General features: G+C 58.4%; 23 protein-coding genes and 1 riboswitch. Of the genes, 13 read left to right on the forward strand and 10 right to left on the reverse strand.

The genetic code is table 11. From position 1 onward, the window contains the following. Window positions 1-120 precede the first annotated feature (120 nt). From metK to miaB, 7 genes are all read right to left on the reverse strand, one after another. A complete protein-coding gene (gene metK, locus ACR0B0_RS17995) occupies window positions 121-1302 on the reverse strand; it encodes a methionine adenosyltransferase (RefSeq protein WP_170351767.1) in 1182 nt (393 codons plus the stop codon). Window positions 1303-1307: 5 nt separating this feature from the next. Next, window positions 1308-1356: riboswitch (SAM-SAH riboswitch) on the reverse strand. Window positions 1357-1398: 42 nt separating this feature from the next. Continuing rightward, the gene (gene lnt, locus ACR0B0_RS18000; RefSeq protein WP_170351768.1) at window positions 1399-2895 is read right to left on the reverse strand and encodes an apolipoprotein N-acyltransferase; all 1497 of its coding nucleotides are present in this window, start codon (window positions 2893-2895) and stop codon (window positions 1399-1401) included. Then, entirely contained in the window at window positions 2892-3782 is an 891-nt protein-coding gene (locus ACR0B0_RS18005) for a hemolysin family protein (protein ID WP_480648977.1), read from the reverse strand. Before ACR0B0_RS18005 ends, lnt begins: the two co-directional genes overlap by 4 nt. A gap of 35 nt (window positions 3783-3817) precedes the next feature. Continuing rightward, a complete protein-coding gene (gene ybeY / locus ACR0B0_RS18010; RefSeq protein WP_170351770.1) occupies window positions 3818-4312 on the reverse strand; it encodes an rRNA maturation RNase YbeY in 495 nt (164 codons plus the stop codon). 33 nt (window positions 4313-4345) lie between these two features. Next, the gene (locus ACR0B0_RS18015; protein ID WP_170351771.1) at window positions 4346-5368 is read right to left on the reverse strand and encodes a PhoH family protein; all 1023 of its coding nucleotides are present in this window, start codon (window positions 5366-5368) and stop codon (window positions 4346-4348) included. Window positions 5369-5512: 144 nt separating this feature from the next. Further along, complete coding sequence (locus ACR0B0_RS18020; RefSeq protein ID WP_170351772.1) at window positions 5513-6277, reverse strand: outer membrane protein; 765 nt, start codon at window positions 6275-6277, stop codon at window positions 5513-5515. A 182-nt stretch (window positions 6278-6459) separates the two neighbouring features. Next, window positions 6460-7779: a tRNA (N6-isopentenyl adenosine(37)-C2)-methylthiotransferase MiaB gene (gene miaB / locus ACR0B0_RS18025; protein WP_480648979.1), complete on the reverse strand. Its 1320-nt coding sequence runs from the start codon at window positions 7777-7779 to the stop codon at window positions 6460-6462. Between the two features lie 120 nt (window positions 7780-7899). Between miaB and ACR0B0_RS18030 the strand changes: the two genes are divergently transcribed. Further along, a complete protein-coding gene (locus tag ACR0B0_RS18030; RefSeq protein ID WP_480648981.1) occupies window positions 7900-8763 on the forward strand; it encodes a hypothetical protein in 864 nt (287 codons plus the stop codon). A 7-nt stretch (window positions 8764-8770) separates the two neighbouring features. On the opposite strand, the gene ACR0B0_RS18035 is transcribed toward ACR0B0_RS18030, so the two are convergent. Beyond that, the gene (locus tag ACR0B0_RS18035; RefSeq protein WP_170378955.1) at window positions 8771-9568 is read right to left on the reverse strand and encodes a phytanoyl-CoA dioxygenase family protein; all 798 of its coding nucleotides are present in this window, start codon (window positions 9566-9568) and stop codon (window positions 8771-8773) included. 87 nt (window positions 9569-9655) lie between these two features. Here ACR0B0_RS18035 and ACR0B0_RS18040 point away from each other — a divergent pair, with 87 nt between their 5' ends. Then, complete coding sequence (locus ACR0B0_RS18040; RefSeq protein WP_480648984.1) at window positions 9656-10546, forward strand: LysR family transcriptional regulator; 891 nt, start codon at window positions 9656-9658, stop codon at window positions 10544-10546. A gap of 2 nt (window positions 10547-10548) precedes the next feature. Here the strand turns inward: ACR0B0_RS18040 and irrA are convergent, their stop codons facing one another. After that, a complete protein-coding gene (irrA, locus tag ACR0B0_RS18045) occupies window positions 10549-10965 on the reverse strand; it encodes an iron response transcriptional regulator IrrA (protein ID WP_170351777.1) in 417 nt (138 codons plus the stop codon). Window positions 10966-11153: 188 nt separating this feature from the next. Here irrA and fabA point away from each other — a divergent pair, with 188 nt between their 5' ends. The 4 genes from fabA to ACR0B0_RS18065 are packed head-to-tail and all read left to right on the forward strand — an operon-like array spanning window position 11154 to window position 13966. After that, window positions 11154-11663, forward strand: coding sequence for a bifunctional 3-hydroxydecanoyl-ACP dehydratase/trans-2-decenoyl-ACP isomerase (gene fabA, locus ACR0B0_RS18050; RefSeq protein WP_058283235.1), 510 nt, complete (start codon window positions 11154-11156; stop codon window positions 11661-11663). A gap of 31 nt (window positions 11664-11694) precedes the next feature. Next, entirely contained in the window at window positions 11695-12924 is a 1230-nt protein-coding gene (fabB, locus tag ACR0B0_RS18055) for a beta-ketoacyl-ACP synthase I (RefSeq protein WP_170351778.1), read from the forward strand. Window positions 12925-12929: 5 nt separating this feature from the next. Then, the gene (locus ACR0B0_RS18060; RefSeq protein WP_170378949.1) at window positions 12930-13721 is read left to right on the forward strand and encodes an enoyl-ACP reductase FabI; all 792 of its coding nucleotides are present in this window, start codon (window positions 12930-12932) and stop codon (window positions 13719-13721) included. 59 nt (window positions 13722-13780) lie between these two features. Then, window positions 13781-13966 carry a hypothetical protein gene (locus ACR0B0_RS18065; protein ID WP_480648986.1) on the forward strand — a complete coding sequence of 62 codons (186 nt, stop codon included), beginning with the start codon at window positions 13781-13783 and terminating at the stop codon, window positions 13964-13966. A gap of 23 nt (window positions 13967-13989) precedes the next feature. Here ACR0B0_RS18065 and ACR0B0_RS18070 read toward each other — a convergent pair whose 3' ends face one another. Further along, the gene (locus ACR0B0_RS18070; protein WP_170351781.1) at window positions 13990-14418 is read right to left on the reverse strand and encodes an FKBP-type peptidyl-prolyl cis-trans isomerase; all 429 of its coding nucleotides are present in this window, start codon (window positions 14416-14418) and stop codon (window positions 13990-13992) included. Window positions 14419-14545: 127 nt separating this feature from the next. Here ACR0B0_RS18070 and ACR0B0_RS18075 point away from each other — a divergent pair, with 127 nt between their 5' ends. The 7 genes from ACR0B0_RS18075 to ACR0B0_RS18105 all read left to right on the forward strand — a co-directional run bounded on the left by ACR0B0_RS18075 (window position 14546) and on the right by ACR0B0_RS18105 (window position 21060). Continuing rightward, on the forward strand, window positions 14546-15232 hold the full coding sequence (locus ACR0B0_RS18075) for a haloacid dehalogenase type II (protein WP_170399112.1): 687 nt from the start codon (window positions 14546-14548) through the stop codon (window positions 15230-15232). Next, window positions 15232-16059 carry an alpha/beta fold hydrolase gene (locus ACR0B0_RS18080; RefSeq protein ID WP_480648988.1) on the forward strand — a complete coding sequence of 276 codons (828 nt, stop codon included), beginning with the start codon at window positions 15232-15234 and terminating at the stop codon, window positions 16057-16059. The genes ACR0B0_RS18075 and ACR0B0_RS18080 overlap by 1 nt, the downstream gene beginning before the upstream one ends. Beyond that, complete coding sequence (locus ACR0B0_RS18085) at window positions 16056-17030, forward strand: threonine ammonia-lyase (RefSeq protein ID WP_480648990.1); 975 nt, start codon at window positions 16056-16058, stop codon at window positions 17028-17030. Before ACR0B0_RS18080 ends, ACR0B0_RS18085 begins: the two co-directional genes overlap by 4 nt. A 59-nt stretch (window positions 17031-17089) precedes the next feature. Next, window positions 17090-17878 carry a 3-oxoadipate enol-lactonase gene (pcaD, locus tag ACR0B0_RS18090; RefSeq protein ID WP_480648992.1) on the forward strand — a complete coding sequence of 263 codons (789 nt, stop codon included), beginning with the start codon at window positions 17090-17092 and terminating at the stop codon, window positions 17876-17878. A gap of 12 nt (window positions 17879-17890) precedes the next feature. Then, window positions 17891-18613 (forward strand): alpha/beta fold hydrolase, encoded by a 723-nt coding sequence (locus ACR0B0_RS18095; RefSeq protein WP_170351786.1) that lies wholly within the window; start codon window positions 17891-17893, stop codon window positions 18611-18613. A 71-nt stretch (window positions 18614-18684) separates the two neighbouring features. Next, window positions 18685-19884 carry a TCR/Tet family MFS transporter gene (locus ACR0B0_RS18100; protein WP_480648994.1) on the forward strand — a complete coding sequence of 400 codons (1200 nt, stop codon included), beginning with the start codon at window positions 18685-18687 and terminating at the stop codon, window positions 19882-19884. A gap of 81 nt (window positions 19885-19965) precedes the next feature. After that, on the forward strand, window positions 19966-21060 hold the full coding sequence (locus tag ACR0B0_RS18105; RefSeq protein ID WP_480648996.1) for a Zn-dependent alcohol dehydrogenase: 1095 nt from the start codon (window positions 19966-19968) through the stop codon (window positions 21058-21060). Window positions 21061-21062: the final 2 nt, after the last annotated feature.

Genomic DNA, 21062 nt, shown 5'->3' on the forward strand with positions numbered 1-21062 from the left:
ACTGCGCAGGCGGGGTCAAAGCAAGGGGCGGTCGCGTCAGTTCTGCCGACACGCCGCCCCAAATTGCATTTCCTACAATAGAGCGCGCCTGCAAGGGCGCACCGTTTCATTGTGGAACGGTCAGACTGCCGACTTCAGAGCGTCGGTCAGATCCGTACGCTCCCAGCTGAAACCGCCATCCGCATCAGGCTGACGACCAAAGTGGCCATAGGCCGCCGTACGCTGGTAGATCGGCTTGTTCAGTTGCAGATGCTCACGAATACCGCGCGGTGTCAGATCCATCACCTTATCAACGGCTTTCTCGATATCCGCATTCTCCACCTGACCCGTTCCATGCGTATCCGCGTAGATCGACAGCGGCTTGGACACACCAATCGCATAGCTCAGCTGAATGGTGCAGCGCTCTGCCATGCCCGCAGCAACCACGTTCTTGGCCAAATAGCGCGCAGCGTAGGCCGCCGAGCGATCCACCTTGGTCGGGTCTTTGCCCGAAAACGCGCCGCCGCCATGCGGTGCGGCACCACCATAAGTGTCCACGATGATCTTACGCCCAGTCAGACCGGCGTCGCCATCAGGACCGCCAATCACGAACTTGCCGGTGGGGTTCACGTGCCATTCGGTATCAGCGTTCAGCCAGCCGTTGGGCAGGGTTTCAGCGATATAAGGTTCGACAATGGCGCGGATGTCGTCCGAGCTCAGCGACTCATCCAGATGCTGGGTCGACAGCACGATCGAGCTGACGCCGACCGGCTTGCCATCCCGATAGATCACGGACAGCTGCGATTTTGCATCCGGGCCCAGCGCGGGCTCAGACCCGTTCTTGCGCACCTCCGCCAAGCGCCGCAGGATCGCATGGGAATACTGGATCGGCGCGGGCATCAGCGCGGGGGTCTCGGTGGTTGCATAGCCGAACATGATGCCTTGGTCACCGGCGCCCTCGTCCTTGTTGTCCGAGGCATCCACACCCTGTGCGATATGGGCGGATTGTTCATGCAGCAGGTTCGTCACCTCGACGGTTTCATGGTGAAATTTGTCCTGCTCGTAACCGATATCCTTGATACAGGCGCGCGCGATCTCGTCGATGCGGCCCATATAGTCGTGCAATTTTTCCTGATCAGACAGACCTACTTCGCCGCCAATGACGACACGGTCGGTGGTCGCAAAGGTTTCGCACGCCACGCGGGCTTCGGGTTCTTCGTTCAGAAATGCGTCAAGTACAGCGTCCGAGATTCGGTCACAAACCTTATCCGGATGCCCTTCGGATACGGATTCCGAAGTAAAAGTGTAGTTCTGTCGAGACATGAAAGTGCTCCATTAAGATTTCCCCATCACGCCAGGAAGCCGTTGTGACGAGCATGCGAGGGGATACGCCCACACAAACACAGGGTCAATCGGTAATTATGCATGCGCGCGCCGGGCGTTGCGCCAAAACAGCGCGAAGAGAGCCGCCAGTAGGACAAAGACCGGAACATCCCCATTCCTAGAATACACCGTTGAGACAAACGGAGCAGGCATTTTTGCATCGAAATATCCAGCCTGACCCAATGGAAGCGCCTGCGTGATGCGCCCCAAAGGGTCAATCATCGCCGACACGCCGGTATTGGCTGACCGCATCATCGGCAGGCCTTGCTCAATCGCGCGCATCTGAGCCTGGGCCAGATGCTGATAGGGTCCAGACCGTGTGCCGAACCACGCATCGTTGGTGATCTGCAACAGAAAATCCGCGCGCCCCGGCGCGGACAAAACATCCTGCGTGAACACTGCCTCATAACAGATCAACGGCAGCGCCTTGCCCAGCTTGCCCGCATCCATCAAAGCTGCCCCGGGCCCAGCGGTGAACCCATTGCCGTTGGTCGCCGCCATGCCATAGATACCAAATTTTGCCATCACCTCGCCGAACGGTACATATTCCCCAAACGGGGCCAGGTGGTGCTTGTCGTACAGACCCTGCTGCTGGCCCTTCTCATCCAGATAGATCATCGAGTTATAGATACGCGGTCCGTCACCACGCTGAATGCCCAAAAAAACCGGCGTGCCCTGCGCCGCATCGGCAATGGCATCCAGATAGGGCTGCGCGCTGCTCAGCCAGGCAGGTACCGAGGTTTCGGGCCAGACAATCAGATCGGGCCGAGGCTGCGCCGCAGTAAACTCTATCTGGCGTGCAAAGAACAAAGGCGCGTATTCGGGATCCCATTTTTGATGTTGCGGCGCGTTCGGTTGGATCAGGCGCACGACATGATCGGTTTCCGTAACCGCCGGACGCGCGGTGCCATAGCCCAGCGCCAAACAGGCCGCGCCTACTGTCAGTCCAAGCGGTAATGCAAATCCACCGCGTTGCGCCAGCGCCGCCCCCAAGGGCAACGTCGCCAACAGGGTCAACGCGCCCAAACCATAGGGTCCGACCAATGACAAAAGCTGGGCCACCGGAGAGCCGACCCAGACCTGCGCCAGCCCCGCCCATGGAAATCCTGTCAGCACATAGCCGCGGGCCATTTCCGCCAGCGACACGGTCACAACCAGAAAAACGGCTTGTGTGTTTGCGTCACCCGCAGGCCGCCGCGCGATCCAAAAGGCCAGCGCCCAGAACAACGCCAACCCTCCGGCCATGAAGATCAGGGCAAAGGGTGCCATCCAGGCGTGACGTTCCGCGTCCACCAAGAACGGCTCGACAATCCAGCTGAGACCATGTGCGAAATACCCGGTGGCAAAAGCCCAGCCCAGCCAAGCGGCCCTGCCCCTAGTCTCGGTTGACAGAAACAACGGCGCCAGCAGCACCAGAGCAACCAGCGTTGCCGCCCACACACCAAACGGGGCAAGGCCAAACGCCGCCAGCGCACCCAGCAGCGCCGCCAATGCACATTTCAGCCAAATGGACCAACCCTGTGCAGGGTTCATACAACGAGATCCGGCAACATGACGCGCAGACGCTTGATCCGGCGTGGATCGGCGTCGATCACCTCGAATTCAGGGCCTTCGGGATGCAAGACAACCTCACCCCGTGCGGGCACCCGGCCTGATAGCATAAAGACCAGACCGCCCAGAGTGTCGATTTCTTCCTCATCCACGTCCTCGTGACTGGTCAGCGAGCGCCCGATTTCAGCCTCGAACTCTTCCAACGGGACGCGGGCCTGAACGATGTAACAACCCGGCTTGTCCTGAACCCAAAGCTGATCTTCATCCGCGTCATGTTCATCCGCGATTTCACCCACGACCTGTTCGATCAGATCCTCAATCGTCAGCAGCCCGTCGACACCACCATATTCGTCGATCACCAACGCCATATGTCGACGTTCCGTCTGCATCTTGGTCAGCAGAACCCCAATCGGCATCGAAGGCGGAACGAACAGCAACGTCCGCAGCATCTTGACCAGATCGAATTCACTGGACCCACCGTTGAATCCGTGGGTTAGGGCAAAGTCCTTTAGGTGGACGAACCCCAAAGGCGTGTCCAGCGTGCCCTCATACACCGGAATCCGCGACAGACCGCTTTCGCGGAACACCTTCGCCAGCTCATCCTTGGTAATCGTTGAAGGAACCGAGATGATCTCGGCCGTTGGGATGGCCACGTCCTCAACCCGCATCCGCCGCAGGTTGATCATGCCGCGCGGCTGTGCCTTGTCGACCTCGTGACCGTTGGTCACCTGGCTTTCCTCATCCTCGCCCTGCGGCGAAAACGCATCCACTATTCGAGAAAAGAAACCGGCTTTCTCTTTACTATCTTCACCGCTGTTCCTGGTTTGCGCGCCCTGCGCCGCCATAGAACTGCCGTCTGTCTCGCCCATAATCCTATTCCAAATAATCGGCCTTGATGGCCCGTCTACATATTATATGGGTCATCGATACCCATTTTGCCAAGTATAGCGACCTCAACCGTTTCCATCAAAGTGGCGTCGGTGTCACGAATGTGATCGTAGCCCAGCAGATGCAAAGTCCCGTGAATGATCAGGTGCATGACGTGATCATTCATTGATTTCCCTGCCTCATCCGCCTCGCGCGCGCAGGTGTCGTAGGCAATCGCAATGTCCCCCAACGGGATTTCACCGGTGAAGTCCGGCTCAGGCGGCGTCGGGCTCTGCCCCGGTTCCTCGGCTGCCAAATCCTCGGCGGGCCAGCTGAGCACATTGGTCGGTGTGGGCTTTTCCCGAAACTCCGCATTCAGTTCGGCGATGCGCGCATCATCACAGGCCAAAAGGCTGACTTCACACAGGTCAGAGTCCAAACCGCAATAGTCCAACACCGCCTGAATGGCACGCGTGGCCAAGGGTTCCAGCCCCTGCCAACGTGCGTCTTCAATTGTCAGTTCAAGGTTCATGTCACCACGTCCAAAGCCTTCGGCTGCGGACGATTACCCCGTCTCACGGCCCGAGTCGGCCTCATACGCTTCGATAATGGCGGCGACAAGCGGGTGGCGGACCACATCTTTCGAGGTGAAGTAGTTAAAGCTGATATTCGGGATCGTTTTCAGCAAACGTTCCGCATCTTTCAGCCCCGACTGAACCCCGCGCGGCAGGTCGACTTGCGAGCGGTCACCTGTGATCACCATGCGGCTGCCCTCACCCAGACGGGTCAGAAACATTTTCATCTGCATGGTCGTGGCGTTTTGCGCCTCATCCAGCACTACAAATGCATTGGCCAGGGTTCGCCCGCGCATAAAGGCCAGAGGAGCAATTTCGATTCGTTTTTCCTCGATCAGCTTGGCCAGTTGTTTGCCGGGCAAAAAGTCATTCAGCGCGTCATACAACGGCTGCATGTACGGATCGACCTTGTCCTTCATGTCACCGGGCAGATAACCCAGCTTTTCACCGGCCTCGACCGCGGGGCGGCTGAGGATAATCCGATCCACATGTCCACCGATAAACATCGACACGCCAGCGGCAACAGCCAGGTAGGTCTTACCCGTGCCTGCGGGACCGATCCCAAACGCAAGTTCATTTTGGAACAGCGACTGAACATAGGCCTTTTGCGCGTCTGTGCGCGGCTCGACCAGCTTTTTGCGGGTCTTGATCTCAACCGTGCCGCCCTTGAACATCTCAAGCTGATCACCGTCGCGGCTGCCGGTTTCCTGTTCCGATCCGCCCATCCGCAATTCGCGATCCACATCGGCGGCCTCGACGTCGCGCCCACCTTCCAGACGGGTGTAAAGGGCCTGCAGCACCTCTATCGCCTGCTTCTGAGCGTCTTCGTCACCCATGACAACCAACTGATTGCCACGGCGCACGATCTGGACAGACAGCTTCGTTTCGATTTCGGTCAGGTTGCGGTCATACTCGCCGCACAAATCAATCAACAACCGATTGTCAGGGAATTCAACAAACGCCTCACTTTGGGGCATGTCATCTTGCGGTGGGGTAAGGGCACCGATGGCCAATCCGTTCTCCTGTCTTGGCGTTTATACCCTGAGCGTAGACAACATTTCTCGGTGGGCGCAAGCCACAGTTTCAATTTTTCCCAAACAGATGGTAAAACCGCCGAAATCAGACGCAGCCGAGCACCACCCCAATCGCGGACAGCTTCAGAAGGTGTAATTCAATCCAAAACGCAAACCACGGTAGCGAGGGGTGGATTTTGTTGAGAACCCGTTGTCGAATTCAACCTCGCGCGAGTCGAATTGCACGTATTCAAATTCACCCGTGATCGACCAGTTGTCGTTCAGACTGTGTTCTGCACCGATACTGGCTGAAAACCCATTGCGAGAGTCACTGTCTTCAAAGGATTGAACCGTGCCGCCCGTGGACAGGCTGCTTGACGTTGTGATGTCACCCTGCACGTACCCGACCGAGACAAAATACAGAACGGTGCCGCTCTTGTTGGTCAAACCGTTGCGAAAACGCAGGGAAATAATGTCCGAAACCTCAGATCCGCCAGTAACAGCTACAGTGCCAATATCCATCGACACCTCATCGTCGATCTTTCCGAAGTCATAGCCGAGTTCGAACCCATAAACATAATCCCGGCCGCCGATTGCCGGTAGAACACCACGCCAACCGCCACGGATACCACCATAGCCGCCACTCAGGTCCAGCTCTCCGATTTCGAAAAGATCCGTCTGGGTGCGCAGTCCGAATCGGTCCGTGCCACCCGATGCATAGGCCCCGCTCAGGCCCAGATAGAACGCGCTAACGTCGCTGCCCAAACGCTTGGGACTGACAACCGGGGGATCCGTCACCCCCTGTTCAAGGTTACCCGCCACCGTTGCGCTGGAAAAAAGTGAAAGCACCAGCACCGCCGGAAAAACAAACCGGCCGTTTGGCCCAAAGAAACGTGTTAGGAATTTCACTCGTACCCTCCATCGTCCTGGCCCGAAAACAGGGTCAGCACCGACCTGAATTTTAGGAAACAGAAACCCTTTTCCCCAAATACGTCCGGCTTTTGTCCGAACATAGTTACCGGCGATAAATCAAGGGTTAATTTTTGGAACAATTACCCACTATGGCTTTCAAACAGCACTTTGGGGGGGCATCAGATCAGCGCACCGGCCAGCGAATTTGCCCCTGAGGCGGTGATTTCAACAACACGCAATTCTCCGACCGCGACATCGGCGTCAGACACGTGAACCGAATGTAAATACTCGGATTTCCCGACCATCTGGCCTGGCAGCCGTCCAGATTTTTCAAACAGAACCTTGACCTTGCGCCCTACCATTGCGTCCTGAATTTCCCGCTGATGCCGCGTGATCAGGGCCTGCAGGCGCTGAAGACGGTCATCCGCCGCATCAGGATCAACCTGAGGCCGCTCGGCTGCAGGCGTTCCCGGACGTGTCGAGTATTTGAAGGAATAGGCATAGCCGTATTTGACCTCTTCCACCAAATCCATGGTGGCCTGGAAATCCTCTTCGGTCTCTTCAGGGAAGCCAACGATAAAGTCCCCAGACATCACGATATCGGGCCGCGCAGCGCGGATACGTTCGATCAGGCGCAGATAGCTTTCGGCGGTGTGGCTGCGGTTCATGCGTTTGAGGATTCGGTCCGAGCCTGACTGCACCGGTAGATGCAGATACGGCATCAGCTTCTCGCAGGTTCCGTGCGCCTCGATCAGGTCGTTGGCCATGTCATTGGGGTGCGAGGTGGTAAAGCGGATGCGCTCCAACCCATCAACCTTGTTCAACTCCCAAATCAGCCCGGCCAGTGTCATGTCTCCGTTTGCACCAGCCCCGTGATAGGCGTTGACGTTCTGACCCAACAGAGTGATCTCACGCACGCCGCGTTCAACCAGGTCTTGCGCCTCGCGGATAATACGATCTGCGGGTCGGCTGACTTCGGCACCGCGGGTATATGGCACCACGCAGAAGGCACAGAACTTGTCACAGCCTTCCTGCACGGTCAGAAACGCCGTCGGGCCACGCTTGGCCTTGGGACGGTTTTTGAGCTTTTCGAACTTGTCCTCTTCGGGGAAATCCGTGTCCAGCGCCTTGGCACCGGTGCGCGTCTTCGCCTCCATCTCGGGCAGGCGGTGATAGCTTTGCGGCCCCACAACCAGATCGACCAGAGGCTGACGGCGCATAATCTCATCGCCCTCGGCCTGTGCCACACACCCCGCCACACCGATCTTGAGGTCAGGCTTTTCCGCTTTTAGGCCCTTAAACCTGCCAAGTTCGGAATAGACCTTTTCGGCGGCCTTTTCCCTGATATGGCAGGTGTTCAGCAAGATCATGTCGGCATCATCGGGGCTTTGCGTTTCCACATAGCCCTGCCCACCCAGCGTCTCGGACATGCGTTCGCTGTCGTAGACGTTCATCTGGCAACCGTAGGTTTTGATATACAGCTTTTTGGGTTCCGACATGGGTATGGCCTTTGCGCTGACGGGATCGGCGTCATCTATACCCTACGAACGCCGCTTGCAATGCCGGGGCGGATACCCGATTTTGACAGCAGATTCCAGCAAAGTGGAACCGGACAGGCAATGCAATACGACTCTCTCGACGATTTCCTCACCTCAGGCAAATCCGCCCTGGCCAAGGGCCCTGTCGCGCTGATCTTTGTTGAAGACAATGTCGAGGTCGACAGCACGCTCCGGCACCATCTGCATCTGGGCTTTAAGTCCGTGATTGCCTTCATGCCGCAGGATTTCGCACTGGGTTCTGAATTGTCTGACCGCATCCACAGGGTCACCCAGACCTGCGTACCCAGCACAGTTGCATTCGACACAATCAACAGGATCATTCAGGCCGCGCCGGGTATCTGGATGTATTATTGCTATAACGCCGAGTACCTGTTCTTTCCGTTTTGCGAGACCCGCACGGTGGGCGAATTGCTGGCCTTCCACGCCGAGGAACGCCGCGACGCGATGCTCAGCCATGTCGTCGACCTTTATGCTGATGACCTGAACACGTTTCCAAACGGCGTCGCCCCGGATCACGCCATGCTGGACAGCACAGGGTATTACGCCCACACCCGCCATGACGCCGAAGGCCACCCGATCGAGAGGCAGCTCGACATGTCCGGCGGCCTGCGCTGGCGGTTCGAAGATCACATCCCCTATGAGCGCCGCCGCATCGACCGGATTGCTCTGTTCAAATCGCGCAAGGGGCTGGAATTGCGGCCCGACCACACCTTTAACGAGCCGGAATACAACACCTATTCCTGCCCTTGGCATCACAATATGACGGCAGCCGTGTGTTCGTTCCGCGCCGCCAAAGCGTTGAAGACCAACGCCGGGTCCACCTTCGACATTCCAAGTTTCTGTTGGCACAACTCGGTGCCATTTCAGTGGAAATCCGGCCAATTGCTCGAACTCGGACTGATCGAATCGGGCCAGTGGTTTTGAGCTCGCTCTAGCGTCGTAGCAGCACCGGGAACCAGTCCTCGCGCAGGCGTTGACCGGGCGTCATGTCATGGCCAGGGTACGGCGGTGAAGTCCGGCCTGGACGCTCCACATACCGTGCATCATCCCCGACCAAACGCAGCGAAAACGCCCGACGGCGGCTGTCTGATTGGTTACCGCGCGCGCCGTGCAGCGTGCGATAATTGAACGCCACTGCATCACCCGGCTCCATTTCGAATTCCACAACCTTCATGCCCTCGGCATCCGGGTCCGGAACGGGAATGTACTGGCCTTCGTCGGGGAAGAACCCTTCTTCCGATACCCAGCGGGTCGGCAACACCTCTTTCTCCCAACGGTGTGACCCCGCCACGCAGCGCAGCGTCGCTTTTTTAACCGGGTCGAGCGGCGACCAGAAGCTGATGGTCTGCTGCCCCTCGACAAAGTAATATGGACCATCCTGATGCCACGGTGTCGCCATTGAGGTACCGGGCTCTTTGACCAGAACGTGATCGTGAAACATCTGCACGGTTTGGGACTGCATCAGATCCGCTGCAACCTCGGCCACCGGAGAGTTTTCGATTACATCCCGGAACTGATCAATCCGCGACCAGTTGCAGTAATCGTCAAAGAACAGACCGGTCTCGCCCTGTTTCTTGTTTTCTGACGCGTACGGGCCGGGTTCTGCCATATTCGCGGCAACGCCTTCGCGCAGCGCTTCGACATGACCGGTATAAAGCCCCTTGATCAGGACCACGCCGTCCTGCTGGAAAGTGTCGATCATCTCTTGCGTGACCAGAGGGTGCGTCATGTCAGTCTCCGTGCCGTAGGGTTGTGTGATCTGCACATGACAAAGTTCTCTGTTCAAGTAATATCTTTCAAAGGTAGACTTAACTTCATGTTATATATTTCCCTGCGCCAATATGAATATGTCTGCGCCATCGGGCGGCATGGCAGCCTGTCCGCCGCCGCACTGCACCTGAATGTCTCGCAACCTGCGCTGTCCAACGCATTGACGCGGGTCGAGGAACAGCTGGGTTATCCCCTGTTCGCCCGCAGGCGCGGAGCAGCCATGGCGCTGACACCACAGGGCCGCAGTTTCATTGATGAGGCCGAGGCGCTGCTGGCCAGTGCCGCCCGGTTGGAAAATGCCACTGATAGAGACGTGGGTAAGACCCGGTTGCGGCTGGGGTGTTTTGTTGATCTGGCGCCCTTCCTGCTTTCACGCGCCTTGCGCCAGTTGCGTGTGCAGATGCCGGACGTTGCAATCACCTACAGGGTAGACAGTTTCGAAGGGCTGATCTCGGGCCTGATTGACGGGCGGATTGACCTTGCCCTGACCTATGGGCTCAGCATGGATGCAGGTTTTACCCAGCAGACGCTGTTCACAAGCATGCCGCATGCTCTGCTGGCGCCGGATCATCCCTTGGCCGCACACAGCGACGTTTCCCTTCAGGACCTGGCGGCCTACCATCTGATCCTGTCAGAGGAAGGGTTGTCGGCACAGCATGTATTGGGGCTGTTTCGCCAGATCGGGGAAAACCCAACGGTCGCACATCGCGCGGCCTCGTTGGAAATTCAGCGCAGCCTTGCGGCACATGGCGAAGGGGTTGCGATCAGCTATGCCAATCCCCCCGCCCATACCAGTTATGATGGGATGCCCTTGCTAAGCCTGCCCGTTTCGGACCCATTTACGGCAGAACCCGTGGTGCTGGCACGACATGGCACTGGCCCCTCGGACACGCAGATTGCGACCGCCGAGCAGGCCCTATCTGATCTAAACCCGTAAGATTACTTTTTGCGCAGACGGATCACGACATCGACCGATGCGATTTCAACCCCTTCGGGTGCTTCGGGCAAGCGCTGAATCACCAATTGATCCGAGGGCGCATCGCTTAGGCGACTCTCATCCTCCCAGAAAAAGTGGGGGTGATCATGGGTGTTGGTATCGAAATAGCTTTTTGACCCGTCCACCGTGATTTCCTGCAGCACCCCGGCGTCGCAAAACGCGCGCAGGGTGTTGTACACGGTCGCCAGTGAAACAGCATCGCCGTTTTTCTTGGCCGCATCAAACAGGCTTTCGGCTGTGACATGACGATGTTTACCGTCGCCCACCAGCAATTCGGCCAAGGCAACGCGCTGACGCGTCGGGCGTAATCCTGCGTCAACCAACCAGGAAGTCGCTATGTTTTGGCTCTGAGGTGTCATGAATCCGATACCTGTTCTTTTCTGAACTATATATAAGTGTTCCGGCCAGGCAATTTCAAATGAAATTCATTCGCAAAGAATGCCCTGAACACAACATGATGTGGGCGACCGCTCTTGCAGGACCTTGCATACGGGTGCTAGGTGAGGCCAGATTAGATAAACGGACCCCTGGCAGGAGAGGCGGCAGAATGGCCCAATTCCCGAGCAGCTTTGACAAAGACGATCTGCTGAAATGCGCCCGTGGCGAGTTATTCGGCCCCGGTAACGCGCAGCTACCTGCTCCGCCGATGCTGATGATGGACCGCATCACCGACATTTCGGAAGATGGCGGTGCGCACGGAAAAGGCCATGTGCTGGCCGAATTCGATATTACCCCGGACCTGTGGTTCTTTGACTGCCACTTCCCCGGAAACCCAATCATGCCCGGATGTCTTGGGCTGGACGGTCTGTGGCAGCTTACCGGCTTCAACCTTGGCTGGCGTGGCTGGCAGGGGCGCGGCATGGCCGTGGGCGTGGGCGAGGTCAAACTGACCGGCATGGTGCGCCCGGACCGGAAAATGCTGACCTACAAGATTGATTTCAAGAAAGCGATCCAGACTCGCCGTCTGACGATGGGCGTGGCAGATGGTATCGTCGAAGCGGACGGCGAAATGATTTACGACGTCAAAGATATGAAAGTCGTTCTGTCCGAAGCCTAAGCCGGACTGGCTTGAAATAAGGAGCACGCACATGCGTCGAGTAGTTGTCACCGGTCTGGGGGTTGTCTCTTCCATCGGGAACAATGCCGAAGAGGTTCTGGCCTCACTCAAGGCCGGTAAATCCGGCATCGTGGCCAATGAGCAGATGGTCGAACATGGCTTTCGCAGCCAAATCGCCGGATCGCTGGATATTGATGTATCCGAGCATGTAGACAAGCGCACCCTGCGCTTCATGGGGCCAGGCGCGGCCTATGCCCATATTGCCATGACCCAGGCAATTGCAGATTCAGGCCTGACCGAGGATCAGGTTCAAAACCCACGCACCGGGCTTGTCGCCGGATCGGGCGGCCCGTCGACCAGCGCCATGCTGACCGCGCATCAGACGGTGCTGAAAACCGGCGCAACCAAGCGCATCGGCCCTTTTGCGGTTCCGAAATGCATGTGCTCGACGATTTCCGCGAACTTGGCAACCGCGTTTAAGATCAAGGGCATCAACTATTCGATCACCTCGGCCTGTTCGACCTCGCTGCATTGCATCGGCAACGCGGCCGAACAGATCATGCTGGGCAAACAGGACGTTATGTTCGCCGGCGGCGGTGAAGAACTAGACTGGACCCTATCCTGCCTGTTCGACGCGATGGGCGCGATGTCCTCGAAATACAACGACTCGCCCGACAAAGCCTCGCGCGCGTTCGACCAGAATCGCGACGGGTTCGTGATTTCGGGCGGCGGCGGCATCGTCGTGCTTGAGGATCTGGAGCACGCGCTGGCCCGCGGTGCCAAGATTTATGCCGAAGTGACCGGCTATGCCGCGACCTCGGACGGCCACGACATGGTAGCCCCGTCTGGTGAGGGCGGCGAGCGCGCGATGCGTCTAGCCCTGTCGACACTGCCCGAAGGCCGCAAGGTCGGCTACATCAACGCCCACGGCACCTCGACCCCGGTCGGCGACGTGGGTGAGGTTGAGGCCGTGCGCCGTATCTTTGGCGAAGGCAACGTGCCCCCGATTTCATCGACCAAGTCGATGACGGGCCACGCACAGGGTGCTGCAGGCGCGCTTGAGGCGGTGTTCTGCCTGCTGATGCTGCACCATGATTTCATTACTCCGTCGATCAACGTCGACACACTTGCCGAAGGCATCCTGCCCGGTGAAATTGCAACTCAAGTAGTTGAAAACGCAGGCTTGGACAGCGTGATGACCAACAGCTTCGGCTTTGGTGGCACCAACGGGTCCATGGTTCTGTCAAAGTATAACGGGTGAATACGATGTCGGATACTCTCAAGGGCAAACGCGGCCTGATCATGGGCGTGGCAAATGACCGCTCGATTGCATGGGGCATTGCCAAGGCCATGCACGAAGCCGGCGCAGAACTGGCGTTCACCTATCAGGGCGAAGCGTTCGGTAAGCGGCTGGAGCCATTGGCGCAAAGCCTGGGCAGCGATTTCATGGTGGATGCGGATGTCACCGACGACGAATCTTTGGACCGTGCTTTCGATGAGCTGGGCGCGCGCTGGCCTAGCATCGACTTCGTAGTTCACGCGATCGCCTATTCGGATAAATCCGAACTGACCGGCCGGTTTCTGAACACCACGCGGGCGAATTTCAAACACTCCATGGATGTGTCTGCCTATTCGTTTATCGAGGTTGCGCGCCGCGCTTACCCGTTGATGAAGGACAATGGCGGTTCACTGCTGACGCTGACCTATCAGGGTTCGAACCGGGTCGTGCCGAACTACAACGTCATGGGCGTGGCCAAGGCAGCACTGGAATCGGCGACCCGCTATCTGGCCAATGATCTGGGCCCCGAAGGCATCCGAGTGAACGCCATCTCACCCGGCCCAATGAAAACGCTGGCAGGTGCGGCCATCGGCGGCGCGCGCAAGACCTACAAGTTCTGCGATCAGAACGCACCGATGCGCGCGAACGCAACGCTCGAAGCCGTCGGTGGCACTGCAGTTTACCTGACTTCGGACGCGGGGTCTTGCACCTCGGGCGAGATCATTCGGGTGGACGGTGGCTTCCACGTTCTGGGCATGCCACAACCCGATCACATGTGACCTGATCTTTCCCTGTCCGCGCCAAGATTTAACCATCTTTTCCGGGCAGTGATAGCGGCATGAGCAAAGCAGAACAAATCATCGCCACCACCACACGGGCATCCCGGCGCAAATCGGGTTTTCTGGGGCAACGCGGCCGGATCGCATTGCTGGCCCTGACCACGCTGCTGATGCTGTTTGTGTTCTTCACACAGGCAGAAGTCCGCAGCACTCTCACATCCTGGACCAGCCTGATTTCAGGCTGATCCAACACGCTGGCCCACAGTTGTCAGTTGATTGAAACAACCTCGATATCAAAAATCAGATCCTGACCGGCCAACGGGTGATTGGCGTCCAGCGTGACGGTTGCGTCATCCACCTCCACCACCGTCACAGGCAGCGCTTGCCCATCCGGTGTCTGCATCTGTAGCTGAGTGCCGGGCTCAAGCGGGATGTCATCTGGTATCCCTTCGCGGGGGATCTGCTGCCGCATCGCCGGATTGATCGGGCCATAGGCATCCACGCAGGCAATCTCGACTCGTTTTTTTTCGCCCGCTGTCAGACCGGGCATGGCCGTATCCAGACCGGGAATGATTTGACCGGACCCAACCACAAATTCCAGCGGGTCGCGCCCTTCGGAACTGTCGAACACGTTTCCGTCCAGCAAAGTACCCTTGTAATGGATGCGAACCGTGTCGCCTTGTTTGATCTCGGTCATAGGTGGCCTCCGGCCGTTAAGAAATTGAGCGGCCAACCCTAGGGGGTAACGCGCTATTGTAAACCCTCCCCCCTTTTGTGCCTGCACCACTTGTGCCAACCTGCGCTGAACTGACGGAGGGGAATTGATGCCGATCACCACTTGCGTATTCGATGCCTACGGCACGCTGTTCGACGTTGCCGCCGCCGCGCGGCAAGCCGCATCCGAGCCCGGGTTCGAGAAGCTGCAACAGAAATGGCCCGAATTGGCAAATCATTGGCGCCTGAAACAGTTGCAATACACTTGGCTGCGCGCGATCACCGATGCCCATGCCGATTTCTGGGATGTCACGCAGGACGGTCTGGACTGGGCGTTGGACGCCACCGGGCTTGAGGGCGATCCCACCCTGCGCCAACGTCTGCTGGACCTGTATTGGGAATTGCAGGCCTATCCGGAAGTGCCTCAGATGCTGACCGCCCTGAAAGAAGGCGGATTGAACACCGCGATTCTGTCCAACGGGTCGCCGCCCATGCTGGATGGTGCGGTGCAATCGGCAGGAATCGGCGGCGTGCTGGACGACGTGCTGTCAGTCGAAAGTGTTGGCGTCTTCAAACCTCATTCCAGTGTTTACGATCTGGTGCAGCAGCGTTTCGACTGTGCCCGTGACGAGGTACTTTTTGTCAGCTCGAACGGGTGGGACGCCGCCGGGGCCAGCGGGTACGGGTTCGTAACCGCCTGGGTTAATCGTGCAGACGAGCCAATGGACCGCTTGCCATGGACGCCCGCACATGTTCTGTCCGACCTGACAACGATCCCTCAACTGGCCGGAGTTTAATGGCTTTTTTTACCACGTCTGATGACAGGCGTCTTTTCTTTGAAGACATCGGGACCGGTACTCCGGTGCTGTGCCTTGCTGGGCTGACCCGCAACAGCCAGGATTTCGCGTTCCTGGCGCCACATATCACCGATGTGCGGATGATCACGATGGATTACCGGGGGCGCGGGCAATCGGATCATGACCCGGACTACATGAACTATAACATCGTTCGCGAATCCCTTGATGTGATCGAGTTGCTAGATCATCTGGGATTGGACCGTGTGGTTGTCTTAGGCACTTCGCGCGGTGGGTTGATTGCCATGGCGCTGGCCGTCAGTCATCCCGAACGGCTGTCCGGGGTGATTCTGAATGATGTCGGCCCTGTGATCGACCCTGTAGGTATTGCCAAGATCATGGATTATGTGGGCAAACAGCCGGCCTCGAATACATATGACGAGGCCGCTACAGCCTTGCAGCAGGTGATGGGGCAGCAATTTCCAGGTGTTTCACTGGATCGGTGGCGGCAGCAGGCGGAGTTTCAGTTCGAACAGACTGATGAGGGTCTGACCCTGCTCTATGACCCGGCTTTGCGGACGGCGCTTTTGGAACAGGCGGCAGCGGGCGCTACCCCGGATTTGTGGATGTATTTCGAAGCCCTGCACGACATTCCGACTGGAGTCATTCGGGGCGCAAATTCGGATGTTCTCGGCAAGGATACGCTGGTCGAGATGCACAAACGTCACCCCGATCTTATCTCGGCAGAAATACCGGATCGCGGCCATGTGCCGTTTCTGGACGAACCGCAGTCTTTAGCCCTTATGCGCAAAGTATTGGATACCGTATGAGCACTTTGGAGATGATCGAAGCCGCCGCCGATCGGCTGCGGGGTCACGTTCGGGAAACACCGCTGCTCACCTCGCCGTTTCTGGATGACCTGGCCGGTCGTCGGGTGTTGATAAAGCCCGAATGCCTGCAACATACGGGCAGCTTCAAGTTCCGTGGCGCGTGGTCAGCGATCTCGGCGCTGAATGCACAGGACCGACAGCGCGGCGTGATCGCCTATTCCTCGGGCAATCACGCGCAGGGCGTGGCTTTGGCGGCAGCACGGCACGGCATTTCGTCAGTGATCATCATGCCCTCGGACGCGCCCCAGTTGAAGATCGACAACACCCGCGCACTGGGGGGCGAGGTTGTCCTGTATGATCGCGCAAACGAAAGCCGCGAAGAGATTGGCGAATCCCTGGCCACCGAACGCGGCCTGACCCTGATCCGCCCTTATGATGAACCGCAGGTAATCGCCGGTCAGGGCACCACCGGGCTGGAGCTTGTTCGGCAGGCCGCCGAAATGGGCGTTAAGCAAGGCGATGTTTTGGTCTGCTGCGGTGGCGGCGGGCTGACTTCAGGGATCGCGCTGGCGCTCGAAGGTCATGCACCCGGTTTGCGCGCCCGCCCCTGTGAGCCCGAAGGGTTCGACGACGTCAAACGCTCATTGGCCAGCGGTCAAATTCAGGCCAATGCTGAAACTGCGGGCAATATCTGTGACGCGATCCTGACGCCGCAGCCCGGGCAGATTACCTTTCCGATTCTCAGCCGCTTGTGCGGTCCGGGCCTATCGGTCACTGAAGAGGAAGCCATGCGTGCGATGGCTCTGGCCTTTCTGCGTTTGAAAATCGTGCTAGAACCGGGCGGCGCGGTATCGTTGGCTTCTGCCCTTTTCCGCAAGGAAAAAATCGAAGGCGACGCGATAATCGTCGTGGCCTCGGGGGGCAATGTGGACCCGGAAGTCTTTGGAAAAGCGCTGGAATTCCTGACCTGACATTGATCAATGTTTGGGTCAACCTGATTCCTTAAAGTATGACGACAGGGGATTGTGTCATGCAGATCGCAGATATTGGAGAAGTGCAGCTGCACTATCGCGTCGATGGTGATCCAAACGGCGCACCCATTGTTTTTGCCAACTCGCTAGGAACCGACCTGCGCCTTTGGGACGCGATGCTGCCGCATCTGCCTGCCGGTTTACGGATCATTCGCTATGACAAGCGCGGGCATGGCCTGTCGTCACAACCGCCTGCCCCGTATTCCATGGGAGCGCTGGTGCGCGATGCCGAGGCATTGCTGGATCTGTTGGACGTTCGCGATTGCGTCTTTGTCGGCCTGTCCATCGGCGGTTTGATCGCGCAGGGGTTGGCGGTAAAGCGTATGGATCAAATCCGCGCGCTGGTCCTGTCGAACACTGCCGCCAAAATCGGCATCCCTTCAATCTGGCAGGACCGTATGGATGCGGTGCGCCAAGGCGGTATCGAAGCGCTGGCCGATGCGACGATGGAACGGTGGTTTTCCAAAAGTTTCCGCTCAGAGCCGGAACACTTGCTGTGGCGCAACATGATGGTGCGACAGCCCGTTGACGGTTATCTGGGTTGCTGCGCGGCGATTTCGGGCACGGATTTCTACACCCCCACCAGCGGTTTGCGCCTGCCGACGCTGGGCATTGCCGGCAGCGAGGACGGCTCGACCCCTCCGGATCTGGTGCGCGAAACCATTGAACTTATCCCTGGCTCGAAATTCGAATTGATGCGCCGGGCCGGTCACCTGCCCTGTGTTGAACAACCGGCGGAATACGCCGCCCTGCTGCGTAATTTTCTGACCGATATTGGACATATTTGAAGGAGCACTGTTTTGGCAGATTTTCTGTTGATCCATGGATCGTGTCATGGCGCATGGTGCTGGCGTGATGTCATTCCCGCCCTGACGGCACTGGGTCACACGGCGCGCGCAATTGACCTGCCCAGCCACGGCTCGGACCCGACACCGATTGCCGATGTCACGCTGGACAGTTGCCGAGATGCAGTTCTTTCGGCTTCGACTCCAAAAACGATCCTCGTTGGCCATTCCTGGGGCGGCTATCCCATCAGCGCCGCCGCCGAGGCGGCCCCGAACGCAATGCGGGCCCTGATCTATCTGTGCGCATATGTTCCGCAAGACGGCCTTTCGATGATTGAGATGCGCAAAAGGGCCCCGCGCCAACTGGTCGTTGATGCCGTCGAAAAATCCACCGATTGCCTGTCCTACACGTTCAGACCAGACATGGTGCAAGATTTGTTTTATCACGATTGCGCACCTGAAACCGTACCCTATGCCCTTGCGCGCATGTGCCCTCAGCCCATCGCACCGCAGGAAACCCCGCTGTCCGTTGCAGATAATTTCGCGCGCGTCCCCAAGGCTTACATCACCGCGACGGACGACCATACGATCCCAAGGGAATACGAAGAACAGATGAGCCACGTCGCGCCCGAAGATTTGCGGACAACAATCAACAGCTCGCATTCTCCGTTCTTCTCTCATCCCCGCCTTCTGTCCGAAATTCTGGACGATCTGGAACAAAAATTACCGGCGGCATGACCTGACGTTACAGGTGCTTCACAGGTGAACGAAGCGTGATAGGGTCCGGGCGAATCTCGCGAGCGGTTTCTATGCGTCTACCTTTTCTCTTCGTACTCGGCACGGTGATGATCGACGCCATGGGCATCGGTCTGGTGTTGCCCATCATGCCAGAGCTGATCATCGAGGTTCAGGGCGGCACTTTGGCCGACGCAGCGATCTGGGGCGGTGTGCTCAGCACCGCCTTTGCCGCGATGCAATTTGTATTTGGGCCAATTCTGGGCAACCTATCCGACGCCTATGGCCGGCGCACTGTGCTGTTGGTGTCCTTGTTCGTCATGTCGCTGGACTATGTGGTGATGGCGATTGCCGGCAGCATCTGGTTGCTGTTGGTCGGGCGCATCGTGGGTGGCATCACCGCGGCCACCCATGCCACGGCGGCGGCGTTCATGGCGGATGTCTCGAAACCGCACGAAAAGGCGGCGAATTTTGGCCTGCTGGGTGCCGCCTTCGGGGTGGGGTTTGTGCTGGGCCCAGTTATCGGTGGGTTGCTGAGCGAATACGGAACCCGCGCGCCTTTTTGGGCGGCAGCCGCCTTGTCCGCGTTGACTTTTCTGGCGGGCCTTCTGGTCATGCCGGAAACGGTGACCGACAAAACCCGCCGGGCCTTCAGCCTGCGCCGCGCCAATCCGGTCAATTCTTTGCGTGCCATCGCATCCTTACCCGGCATCCGCCCGATGCTGTGGGTCTATTTCCTCTATTCGGTGTCCATCTACGTTTACCCCGCAATCTGGGCCTATTTCACAACCGAGCGCTTTGGCTGGTCACCTCAAATGATCGGTCTGTCACTGGGCGTGTACGGGATCGGCATGGCCGCTGTACAAGGTGGCCTGATCCGCCCCGCGACCCGGTACCTGGGTGAGAGGGTAACGATCATCTACGGTATGGCTTTCGAAGTGGTCAGCTTTCTACTGTTGGCCTTCTTGACCAACGGCTTCATCGCTCTGATGCTGATCCCGATTACCGCAGTCGGTGCGGTGGTGACACCTGCCCTGCAGGCCCTGACATCCCGCGCAACCCCGGATTCGCAACAAGGTGAGTTGCAGGGTGTGCTGACCTCGCTGCACGCACTGTCGATGGTGATTTCGCCACTGGTGATGACCAGCGTGTTCGCTCATTTTGCAAAACCTGACGCGGCGATCTACCTGCCCGGCGCGCCATTCCTGCTGGCCCTGGTTCTGATGATCGTCGGATTTGCCTTATTTTTGCGATCACGCCCTGTCGTTGCGTAACAACGACGCCTGGATGACGGTTTCCGTCTTGCGACATGCAGTTTCCCGCGCCACCGTGATCAAAAGGGAGTGAGGGACCACATGCAAACCATCAAAGCTGCCGTCTGCCGGGCGTTCAACGAACCTCTGGTCATCGAAGACGTCTTGCTGGCACCGCCGGGCGCAGGCGAGGTCGAAGTGACGTTGGATGCCGTGGCGATCTGCCATTCCGATATCACCTTTGCTAGCGGGGCATGGGGTGGGCATTTGCCTGCCGTCTATGGCCACGAAGCCGCCGGAGTGATCACCGCGATTGGCGACGAGGCCGGGGGTTTCAAGGTTGGCGACCCGGTCGTTGTCACGCTGATCCGCGCCTGCGGGTCCTGCCCGTCTTGCGCAGGCGGCCAGCCAACCATCTGCGAAACGCCTTACGACACCGTCAAAGGACCATTGCAGACAGTGGACGGTGGTCCCTTGGATCAGGCGATGGCTTGCGGTGCCTTTGCCGAGAAGGTCGTCGTCAGCCATCGGCAAATCGTGAAACTTCCTGCTGAGATGCCGAAAGACGTGGCCAGCCTCCTGTCCTGCGGCGTGATCACCGGGGTTGGTGCGGCGGTGAATGCCGCGAAGCTACGCCCTGGTCAGGACGTGGTGGTCATCGGCGCGGGTGGTGTCGGGTTAAACGCCATTCAGGGGGCCCGTATCGCTGGGGCCCGTCGGATTGTGGCCGTCGACATGACCGAGGAAAAGCTGGACATTGCCATGGAATTTGGCGCGACCCATGGGGTCTTGGCAAGTCAGGATCAACCATGGAAAGCCGCCTTCAAAGCTTTGGGTGGGCGCGGCGCGGATGCGGTTCTGATCACCGTCGGTGCAATTCCGGCCTATGATCAGGCCCCGCGTTATTTGGGTCGGGGCGGCCGGGCGATCATGATCGGCATGCCGCATTCGGGCGATATGTCCAGCTATGAACCAGTGGTTCTGGCCGCGCTGGGTCAGGGCATGGTGGGTTCGAAAATGGGCGACGTGGTCATTCAGCGCGATATCCCGTGGATGATCGACCTGTATGAACAGGGGAGGCTGAAACTGGACGAGCTGATCTCGGGCCGGTGGTCCCTGGATCAGATCAACGAGGCAATCGAAGACACCAAAACCGGATCCGCCAAGCGCAACGTGATCCTGTTCGACAGGGGCTGACG

The organism is Ruegeria sp. BA12 (assembly GCF_056539625.1).